Origin of the sequence: Aneurinibacillus aneurinilyticus ATCC 12856, from assembly GCF_000466385.1 — a bacterium.
In the GTDB taxonomy this organism is placed as follows: domain Bacteria; phylum Bacillota; class Bacilli; order Aneurinibacillales; family Aneurinibacillaceae; genus Aneurinibacillus; species Aneurinibacillus aneurinilyticus.
The window spans coordinates 1-4311 of record NZ_KE952762.1 but is presented as its reverse complement, the minus strand read 5'-3'; the positions used below and the strand labels follow the sequence as shown (position 1 = coordinate 4311).

Genomic DNA, 4311 nt, shown 5'->3' with positions numbered 1-4311 from the left:
AAAATCGTTAGGTTTTAAGTGGTGGGTAGTTCACTGAAACCCTTTAAGGGACTTTCCGCTTTTAATTATTGTTATATGCCTTTTTTGATATTGACCATAAAGTTGTCCACAAGCTGCGTTAATATCAATCCCAAATTGTTGTCTAACTGTGACGTGTATCCCTACAGCTTCTATCTTATTGGAATCAGGCAATCTAAAAAGAACTTTTTTAACTTGTTGGGAAGTGTGTTCTGACACTGGATTAATATTTAAAATGTTTTCACCAAATTCATTTATTAATTGCTCTCTTAATGTTTTTGGTAACACATCCATTTGTTCAATTGAAGGGATATTGGAAAGGAGGTTTTTACATGGGAAGAATGGATCATGGGCAAAAGGGAAACAACCATAAAAAGAAAATTTCATTGGAGCCGCATCAAGCTGGTGGTTTAAGCAAAGAAGAAGTCGAGCTTTCAAAGGAGCTTGATGAAACCTACCAAATTGAAGAAAAACCTGGATTTAGGCCTACAGGTGTGAAAAGAAAAAGTGAATAGATTAAAAACCTTGTAAAATTAGGAGAAGAAGAATGAAGCTTCCGTATGGTATCATTGATCGTTAAGACAGGATATAAACGGACGCTTGTCCGCGTCCGTTTATTAATCAGAGTGTTTTTTTCTTGAAAAGTCCTACCAGTTTAAGAGCCTCCTGTTGCTTTTCTATTGACCAGCCCCGCTCTAGAAGCTCATCCTCGACTAGCTGCTTCCACCCCTCCCATTCCACATTACGATATGAAAGCATAATTTGTCGGGCCAGATAGATGACCTCATCTTTTTCTTGATTTGTTAGCATGTGTATCCCTTTCTTTTCAGCGATGCAGTATGTACTTATTATACAGGAAGTGATTACCTTACGTTGAGTTTTGAAAAAAGCAAGAAAGACAAGCTACTGCAGGATAAATCAGGTTAAAGGAATGTAATAATTATAATATGTAAGCATGATGAATGTTTTTTTAGGATGCTCGCTCTATAGAGGCATCCTTTTTTGTTGTAAAAGCCGGATGTACAAAAAAATCTTTCCGATAGGAATTTTTTCCACTCGATTCATTGTAATTTCGCTATACTGGTATCATAGTGCTATATAATTGGAGGTTTAAATGTGAAACGTGCGATGCGTCTGTTTTTATGTATATTTGTTTTGGCTCTCGCTTTTCCGGGCATTACCGCTGCGGCCGATATCCCGGCTAAAAAAGGACTTGTGCAGGACATAGCTAAAATGCTTCCAAAAGAAACAATTCCGCAAATTGAGAAGGCGGCCAAAGGGGAGCCTTATACATTCTATGTGCTGACGGTTAACAGTCTGGATGGGGAAGAATCGTCCGACTATGCCACAATGGTGTACAACGAATGGAACCTTGGGACGGATGATATATTGCTGCTTATCTCTAAGCAGGAACGCCGCATTGAGATGAATTTTAACAACGCTACATTACAGGAAAAAATAGATGCACTCCCCGACAATATGGACACAGGGGGGATGACGGATTCAAAATTGAGCCAGTTTGTCGATGCCCACTTTATTCCGGAGGCAAAAAAAGGGAATTTCGCCAAGGCATCCATTGAATTAATGAAGGCAACGTATGCGCTGAAGCCGATCGTTCCTGCCGTTGACGATGACGTAAAAACCGGGATGGAGCCAGACGGGAACAACACATCTGCTGTTGAAACGCCTTTACCTCAAATCCCATTGGCGAAACAGGAAACACCCGAGCCTGCAATGGGCACACCGATCAATTGGAGTCTTGTCATTGGGATAGTAATAGGTTTGCTGTTGCTTGCTGCACTCGCAGAATTGATTTTCCGGGTAGTCCGTCTGCACCGTCTGCAAAAACGCCTTCCTGGGCTAATGGTACAGGTGAATCAGGCATCAGAAAGCATCAAACCGTATATCGACCTTTCGCAAGACAAGACCTTACAGATGGCTATGTCTATCGACAAGCAATTAACGGATACATTGCTTCGGATGAATAATCTCAAACAAGAACTATCGCTTATTCGTGTACGACATTGGCTGCTTCCTGGCTTGCGAAAACAGCTTAAAGGAGCGGTTGGCGCTTTAGCAGAAATGGCGGAATATACGGCGCAACTTACGAAACAAATTACTCATATTGAAGAAGTGGATCGCAATTTGAAACAACTGATGGCTGATGCTGAAGGCCGTTTGAACGAAGTAGCCTTGGCTATTGAAAAAGAGCAGACAAACCGCGGCTGGCCGCTTGGCGAACTCGTTCAGCGTCAAAGGATATTGAAGTCGCAGTTAGAAGAAAGCAGGCAGATGAGCACTTTTGATCCGCTTGGTGCGGAGGAACGGTTTAATCATGCGAATGAAGCGTTGCTGCAGATGGAGCAGGATGTTGCATCTATTGATTTTTATTCGAATTCATATCGAGACTTTCCAAATGAGATGGCTGCCTGCAGACAGCATTTTGAACACATTGTACAGGAGCATCGGCTTAAGCTTGTTCGTATCGAACCGTACGAGAATGTCGAGCAGGCGCACGCGGTAAGTGAGCAGATGTATAAGCATCTGCAAAATGGGGATATTCCAGCGGTCATCCAGCATGTTGAGCGAATGCGGCAATTGTTGAGTGAAGCAGTGCAAATGACGCAGCGGCAGGCAGATTTGAAAATAAAAAATACGAATGATATCGAACTGGTCATTTCTAAACTTGCTGCCTATCCGGAGCAGGATACAGGTCTTATTGCAGTGACTGAACGTGTGCGTCCATTATACCGTACGAAACATTGGGAACAAATGTGGCATGCTTATCGGGATAAACTCCCTTGTATTGAGGACATTTCAAGGTCATTACGCCAGGTGCAGCAATGGTGCGCCGAAGAGGTACAGGAATATGAACTGGCGAGGGAGGAAATGGATCGCATCTTACACGCTTTAGGGGAATTAGATGAATGTATTGATAATTACCGGCAGCGAATAAGGGAATTAGATAGCGCTCTGGACGAAGCAAAACGGGAGCAATCAGCGGCTGAAGCAGCATATGCTAAGGGACAGACTACAATTTCAAGCAATGGGCTTGTACAGCAATGGAATTTGAAGAGAAATAATCTTGCTAAGCTGCAATCCAGTCTGCGGCAGCTGTTTGCGGAACCGCCATATGATATGAAACTTATAAGCGAAATGAGTCAACAGTTTGTCGATGAAGCAGAGCGTTTCTTAAGCGAAGTCGAGAGGGCCGCTATCTATAAGCGGAACGCTGAACGTGAAATCGAACAGGCGGAGAGCCGTTTTTATTCTGTTCAGGCACGGGCCAGGCGGAAGATTAATGTCAATTCATACAGCTCTCAATATTCCAGCATTAGCAGCGAAATTGCACAGCTAATGCAGCAGGGAGCATATGAGCAAGCCGCTCGCAGCGCCGCTATGTTAACGGGTATCGTAACAGCGATGAATCAGGCGTATGATGAAGCTATACGTGAGGAACAGCGCCAGGAGCAACTGCGGAACAGCAGTCACTCGTCTGACGGCTCTAGTTGGGGGAATAGCAGCAACTCCTCAGGAGGGTCAAATTGGAACAACAATAATAATAACTCTTCTGGAGGATCGAACTGGTAATTGCAAGCTTTATAGCTGCCAAAGCACCGGACTTTGGCGGTTTTTCGTATCTTTTGTTGTCTTATGATAAGGAATCAGATTTTTTGATTTTCATATGTATAATTTTTATCCTATGTGGAATTTTAAGACTAGCAATAGTGATTATATCCCATAGGAGGAATGACATCATGGCTCAACAACAAAGCAGAAATACGAATAATCTGGTTGCACCGCAAGCGCGTGCAGCGCTGGACCAAATGAAGTATGAAATTGCTGCTTCATTCGGTGTGCAACTTGGTCCAGACACTACCTCCCGTCAAAACGGTTCGGTTGGTGGCGAGATTACAAAACGTCTTGTTCAAATGGCAGAGCAGCAGCTTAGCGGACGTATTCAGTAATACGAATAAACATGCCTGCATATTCTAATAAACAAGTGAGCAGGTAATGTGATGAAGAGCCTCCCGGAATGAGCGGGAGGCTTACTTCTTTGTTTGGAAGAAAAACAAGCACAAAGCAGATTATAATAAACAATTGTTCAGTAGAGATTTGCCACTGCTTCGTTTGTTCATCCTTGATACTGCCATACACTTTATAATTATTGGATAAAGGTATGAATAATGGAAATAAAAAGAGCCACCTTCTGAATTTCCTCCTTCCAACCACACTCCCCCGTCAAAATATCAAGTGTAATTTCAAGGGTGTTGATTATCCAGAATGATCCAG

4 protein-coding genes are annotated in these 4311 nt (G+C 42.8%); 3 read left to right on the top strand and 1 reads right to left on the bottom strand.

The window, feature by feature from the left end:
* Positions 1–350 precede the first annotated feature (350 nt).
* The gene (locus HMPREF0083_RS09870) at positions 351–533 is read left to right on the top strand and encodes a hypothetical protein (protein WP_021621144.1); all 183 of its coding nucleotides are present in this window, start codon (positions 351–353) and stop codon (positions 531–533) included.
* A gap of 106 nt (positions 534–639) precedes the next feature.
* Here the strand turns inward: HMPREF0083_RS09870 and HMPREF0083_RS09865 are convergent, their stop codons facing one another.
* Complete coding sequence (locus HMPREF0083_RS09865; RefSeq protein WP_021621143.1) at positions 640–828, bottom strand: hypothetical protein; 189 nt, start codon at positions 826–828, stop codon at positions 640–642.
* A gap of 306 nt (positions 829–1134) precedes the next feature.
* On the opposite strand from HMPREF0083_RS09865, the gene HMPREF0083_RS09860 reads away from it, so the two are divergent.
* Together HMPREF0083_RS09860 and HMPREF0083_RS09855 are read left to right on the top strand one after the other, a co-directional pair.
* Positions 1135–3609 carry a TPM domain-containing protein gene (locus tag HMPREF0083_RS09860; protein WP_040302292.1) on the top strand — a complete coding sequence of 825 codons (2475 nt, stop codon included), beginning with the start codon at positions 1135–1137 and terminating at the stop codon, positions 3607–3609.
* Positions 3610–3776: 167 nt separating this feature from the next.
* Positions 3777–3986, top strand: coding sequence for an alpha/beta-type small acid-soluble spore protein (locus HMPREF0083_RS09855; RefSeq protein WP_021621141.1), 210 nt, complete (start codon positions 3777–3779; stop codon positions 3984–3986).
* Positions 3987–4311: the final 325 nt, after the last annotated feature.